General features: G+C 65.8%; 5 protein-coding genes. All 5 read right to left on the reverse strand.

The features are described 5' to 3' along the window. Positions 1-157 precede the first annotated feature (157 nt). Complete coding sequence (locus ABE493_RS19210) at positions 158-2,023, reverse strand: ABC transporter ATP-binding protein (RefSeq protein WP_346500967.1); 1,866 nt, start codon at positions 2,021-2,023, stop codon at positions 158-160. Between the two features lie 69 nt (positions 2,024-2,092). Then, positions 2,093-2,410, reverse strand: coding sequence for a BON domain-containing protein (locus ABE493_RS19215; protein WP_346500969.1), 318 nt, complete (start codon positions 2,408-2,410; stop codon positions 2,093-2,095). A gap of 187 nt (positions 2,411-2,597) precedes the next feature. Then, complete coding sequence (locus ABE493_RS19220) at positions 2,598-3,242, reverse strand: trimeric intracellular cation channel family protein (RefSeq protein ID WP_346500971.1); 645 nt, start codon at positions 3,240-3,242, stop codon at positions 2,598-2,600. 77 nt (positions 3,243-3,319) lie between these two features. Then, a complete protein-coding gene (locus ABE493_RS19225; protein ID WP_346500973.1) occupies positions 3,320-3,769 on the reverse strand; it encodes a carboxymuconolactone decarboxylase family protein in 450 nt (149 codons plus the stop codon). A gap of 36 nt (positions 3,770-3,805) precedes the next feature. After that, positions 3,806-4,702, reverse strand: a complete 897-nt coding sequence (locus ABE493_RS19230; protein WP_346500975.1) for an RNA polymerase sigma-70 factor — start codon at positions 4,700-4,702, stop codon at positions 3,806-3,808. Positions 4,703-4,869 lie beyond the last annotated feature (167 nt).

Genomic DNA, 4,869 nt, shown 5'->3' on the forward strand with positions numbered 1-4,869 from the left:
CGGCAGGGCTCTACCGGGAACGCCACTGCCGAGCATGGCTCGGCACTACATGTGGGGGCTTGCCGGTAAGGCTTCATGCCGAGCATGGCTCGGCACTACAGGTGACGCATTTCTGGTAAGCCCCTGCCGAGCATGGCTCGGCACTACAGGGTCTGCGTTATCTGTACCCGGCGGCCTGCAGCTCGAACAGTTCGGCGTAGCGGCCGCCCTCGATCATCAACTCCTCGTGGGTGCCGCTGGCCTCGATGCGGCCGTCGGCCAGCACCAGGATGCGGTCGGCCATCCGCACCGACGAAAACCGGTGCGAGATCAATACCGCGGTACGGTTGTCCGACAGTTCCTTGAAACGCTGGAACACTTCGAATTCGGCGCGTGCATCCAATGCCGCGGTTGGCTCGTCCAGGATCATCACCTGCGCATCGCGCATATAGGCGCGGGCGATGGCGATCTTCTGCCACTGGCCGCCGGACAGATCCACGCCGGTCTTGAAGCGGCGGCCGATCAACTGGTCGTAGCCGGCGGGCAGGGCGTCGATCACTTCATCGGCAAGCGCGCGGTGGGCGGCATCGCGGATGCGGACCTTGTCATCCATGGCCTCGACCAAACCCACGCCGATGTTCTCGCCGGCAGACAGGTGGTAGCGCACGAAGTCCTGGAAGATCACCCCCATGTTGGCGCGCAGGTCATCCAGGTCGTAATCGCGCAGGTCTCGACCGTCCAGCAGGATGCGGCCTTCGTCCGGGTCGTACAGGCGGGCCAGCAGCTTGACCAGGGTGGTCTTGCCGGCGCCGTTTTCGCCGACCAGTGCGATGACTTCACCGGCCTGTAGGTGGAAGCTAAGATTGCGCACGGCCCAGCGCTCGGCATCGGGGTAGCGGAAGCCGACGTTGTCGAACACGAAGCCTTCGCGGATCGGGCGCGGTATCGCGGCGGCATCCGGGCGCGAGCGGATTTCCGGTTCGATGGCGAAGAACGAGAACAGGTCGTCCAGATACAGCGCTTGCCCGGCTACCTGCGAGAAGCCGGTCAGCAGGCCCTCCAGCAATTGCCGCAGGCGCAGGAAGCTGCCGGACAGGAAGGTCAGGTCGCCGATGCTGAAATCACCGCGAATGGTGCGCCAGGCGATATAGGCGTAAGCGGTGTAATAGCCCAGCGTGCCCAGGGCCGCCAGCAGGGTGCCCCAGATCGCGCGCTTGCGCGCCAGCGCGCGGTTGGCCTTGTAGAAACGTTCGGCCAGCAACTTGTAGCGGTCAATCAGGAAACGGTTGAGGTTGAAGATCTTCACCTCCTTGGCCGTTTCCACGCTGGCGCCGACCTGCCGCAGGTAGTCGAGCTGGCGGCGCTCCGGCGTCCAGCTGAAGTTGAGCGAGTAGCCCAGGGTGTTGAAGTGGGATTCGCCGATGAAGGCAGGGATGAGGGCAATGGCCAGCAGCACGATCAACCACGGCGCATAGACGATCAGGCCGGCGGCAAAACTGATGACGGTGATGCTGTCCTGCACCTGGCCGAACAACTGGCTCATCAGGCTCATGCGGCCCATGGTCTGGCGGCGGGCACGGTCCAGCTTGTCCTGCAGATCGGGGTCTTCGAAATCTTCCAGATCGAGTTCGGCAGCATGCTCCATCAGCCTCACGCTGGTGGCATTGGTGAACAGCTCCGACAACAGGGCATCGGCGTAGTTGATCATCCGGCCGAGCAGGTCCGAGCTGATGGCGATGGCCAGTTCCAGCAGCAGCAGTTCAAGCAAGGTGTTGAGGTAGCCGCTGGAGAACGCCTCGGCCAGCGGCGGCATCGCGCCGGCACCGGCCAGGCGTACCGCCTCGTCGATGATCAGCTTGCCCACGTACAACATGGCCACCGGCATCAGCGCGCGGATAAGGCGCAGGCCAAGGCTGGTCATGGTCAGCCAACGGCTGGTCTGCCATACCTGCCGCAGGAACGGCGGCAGGTTGCGCATGGCATTCACGCGCTCGCGGAAGCTGGGTTTCTGGGTGGATGCGGGCGCGGCGGCGGGGTGGGGCATGGGTGACTCAGGCGGCGAGGTACCACGTCAGGTTACCCGCAAAGGCGCGGCCAGGAGCTGCTGCGGCGCTCAACCGTCCTTGCCCAAGTCGATGTCACCCATCTGCGCATCATCGCGGCCGTCCGGGTTGTCGCGTACGGCTTCACCGGCTGGGCCGAACGAGCGCTTGCCGCTGTCTACATGGAGGTGGCTGACCACCTTGCGCACGCCTTCGATGGCAGCGACAACGGCTTCCACCTGGTGCTTGGCCTCGCTGCTGGGCACGTCGCCGGACAGCGTCACCTGGCCGTCCTTTACCTGTGCCAGCACCTGCGAAGACTGGGCCTGCTGGCCGAGAGTACGGACGACTTCATCGCCGATCAGGGAGTCGGGGCGTTCTGCGGCCATCAGCATGTCCTTTGGAAACGGGAACATCACGATGGCCGATGCGGTGTGAGATTGGTGTTACTTGGAAGCTTTGCTCCCTCCCTTTGCCGCAGGCAAGGGGAGGGCCGGGGAGGGGTGCCTTTGCTTTTGCTTCTTTGCTTGCGCCGTCATTCCCGCGCAGGCGGGAAGCGCCCACAACTCTCCTACATCAGCTGCGCGGCCCTTCCGGCGGCGGTGGTTCCGACGACTGCAGCGCCACCGGCAGGTGCCAGCCGAAGTGCATCGCCATTATCCGCAGGCCAAAGCACAGCCCGGCGCCGACCAGCGCACAAGGCAAAGGCGGTAGCCCCAGCCAATAACCCAGGGCGACAACCGCAGCGCCGGCCAAGGCTGCGACCGCATACAACTCGGCCTGCAGGACCAGCGGCACCTGTGCCAGCAGCACGTCGCGGGCAATGCCGCCACCAATGCCGGTCAGCATGCCCAGCGCCGCGGCCATCGGTGGATCGATGCCGTAGGCCAATGCCTTCTGCGTACCGGCCACGGCAAACAGTGCCAAGCCCATCGCATCGAACATGCGCACCGGGTATTGCATGCGTTCGATCAGCGGTGCCCAGAAGAACGTGACCACGCCAGCGGCCAGCGTGATCGCCGGGTAGCGCCAGTCGCTGATCGCCGCCACCGGGGTGGCACCGATCAGCAGATCTCGGGTGATGCCGCCGGCCAATGCCGCCGCGAACGACAGCACCAGCACGCCGAAGATATCCAGCCGCCGCCGCACGCCCATGGTTGCCCCGGACAGGGCGAAGACGAAGGTGCCGATGAGGTCGAGGATCAGTACGAGGGTTCCCATGCGGCGTATTGTGCGGTGTTGCGCCGGCGTCGGCCATCAGCTCACTCTGGAATGATGACCGCCGCTGTTGCGGGCGCTCAGGGCAGCGGCGGCAACAGGCTGGCGCCGAGGCGGTTCCAGGCATTGATCACCGCTACCGCCATGCTCAGGTCGCTGATGCCCTTGTCATCGAAATGCAGCGTCAATGCGTCGAATGCGGCCTGCGACGGTGCGCCATCCGGCAAGCGGGTCATGGCTTCGGCCCAGCCCAGCGCGGCGCGTTCGCGTTCATCGAAGAAGCGGCTTTCATGCCAGGCCGGCAGCGTGTCCAGCTTGCGCGGCTCGATACCGGCCTTGCGCAGCGCGGTGCCGTGCATGTCCATGCAGTAGCCGCAGCCATTGATCTGCGAGACGCGCAGGAACACCAGCTCCTGCAGCTCGTGCTCGATGCTGCTGTCATGTACGGCCTTGCTGGTGGCCAGCAGGCCCTTGAAGGCATCGGCGGCAAGGCGGGTATAGGGAACGCGAGGAAAGGTAGTGGCAGACATCAGGTGACTCCAGAGGACCGGAATGGCCGTCTTTCATTACAAGGACGCGCCAGCGCCGCTGCGCGTGACAAGCACTGGCAGTTTTTTTGGATTGAGTACGCTGTACAGCGCGGCGATGCGTCCATCCACCACCTCGATGGTGGTGAACGAAGCCAGCTTGCCGTCGGCAAAGCGCAGGATGGCCGGCTCGCCGTTGACGTAGCCCAGGCGCGCTGGCAAGGCGCCGCCGCGACGGGCAATGGCCCAGTACAGCCGGCCGATGCGCTCGGCGCCTTGCAGCGGCCGGATCGCCGCGGTGACCACGCCGCCGCCGTCGGAAAGCGCAATGGCATTGGCATGCAGCAGCGCCTGGATGGCGGGGCTGTCACCGCGCTGCGCGGCCTCCATGAAACGTTGCAGCAGCTGCTGGTGCTGCGCTGGGGCGGCGTTGAAGCGTGGTGCGCCGGTCTGCAGGCGTTGCTTTGCCCGGCGCACCAACTGCCGGCAGTTGGCCTCGCTGTGGCCAAGCAGGTCGCCTATCTGCCGGTAATCGTGGTCAAACGCTTCCTTCAGCACAAAGGCGGCACGTTCCTCCGGCCCCAGTTGCTCCAGCAGGGTGAGGAAGGCCATCGATACCTCGTCGGCGATGGCATGCGCCTGGGCCGGGCCGGGAGCGGGATCGGCCTCCAGGTCGACCTGCCAGGGCTCGGGCAGCCAGGGGCCGACATAGTGCAGGCGCTCGCGCTTGGCCGCACGCAGCCGATCCAGACCAAGGCGGGTGGTGGCGGTGACCAGCCAGGCTTCAGCGTCGCGGATGGCGCTGATATCGGCGTTGGCCCAGCGCAGCCAGGCGTCCTGGACGATGTCCTCGGCGTCCACGCGGCTGCCCAGCAGGCGGTAGGCCAGGGCAAGCAGGCGCGGGCGATGGTTCTGGAAGATGGTTTCAGCGTTCATATGAGCAGGACGGCGCAGGGCAGGCTGGCGTGACAGCGCCACTTTGCCTGAACCGGGTCTTCGTGGCTTTGATGGCTGTTGTGGGAGCGGGGGGAACCCCGCAAAGGGGGCCAGGGGGCGGCCCAGGCGTGGGGGGGGGCACGCCGGCCACAACCCAACGCGGGCCC

The organism is Stenotrophomonas terrae, from assembly GCF_039674165.1.
GTDB classification, from domain to species: Bacteria; Pseudomonadota; Gammaproteobacteria; order Xanthomonadales; family Xanthomonadaceae; genus Stenotrophomonas; species Stenotrophomonas terrae_A.